Annotated in this window: 1 protein-coding gene; it reads left to right on the top strand. The window is 68.4% G+C overall.

Going from position 1 to position 648, the window contains the following annotated elements:
• Positions 1–648 (top strand): hypothetical protein (locus ABTU92_RS29330; RefSeq protein ID WP_408095076.1); only part of this gene is annotated, 648 nt, incomplete at both ends.

Below are 648 nucleotides of genomic sequence, written 5' to 3'. Positions count from 1 at the left end.
CGCTCGCGGTCGCGAACGCCCGCAAGGACCGTTACGTCGGCCATCCGGACGCCAAGTACTTCCTGCGGGGCTGGAGCAATCGGCTCGGCGACGTGATGTCGATCGCCCTGCGGGGAACCGGAGCGATCTGGTCGTTCTTCGGAGGCGCCGGCAATGTGGCCGGAGGAACGCAGGACCAGGACAGCACGGGCGATGCGGCCAACACCGGGTTGGTCCGGCCGGTGATCGAGGATGTCGACCTGCAGGTGCTGCTGATGACGGTCGGCCTCTACGACGGGGACCTCGACGGCCTGTTCGGCCCGAGATCCGTGGACGGCATGAACCGGTATCTGGCCCGGCGCAGCGCCGACATCGCCGGTGATTGGAGCCGCTGGTCGCCCGCGCGGCGGAAGATCGCGCTGGGCCAGTTCCTGTGCAACGACACCGACAACGACGCCGGGCGCATCGACGGCCTGTTCGGTCCGCAGACCGAGTTCGCGTTCGACCAGTTCAATCGGATGAAGCTGCGTCTGCCGCGCGAGAAGTGGCGCGACCTGATCGACCAGCTTCCGACCCCCCCGGCGACGATCACGACCTGGCCGCGGGAGAGCGAGATCCAGGCGATGTCGTCGGTTTTCGGCTCGCTCGGCAGCGGCTGCGCCGTCGTTC

Origin of the sequence: Rhodoplanes sp. SY1 (assembly GCF_046000175.1) — a bacterium.
Lineage (GTDB): Bacteria > Pseudomonadota > Alphaproteobacteria > Rhizobiales > Xanthobacteraceae > Rhodoplanes.
Note: the sequence above shows the minus strand (reverse complement) of the source record. Positions and strands in the feature narration are given on the sequence as shown.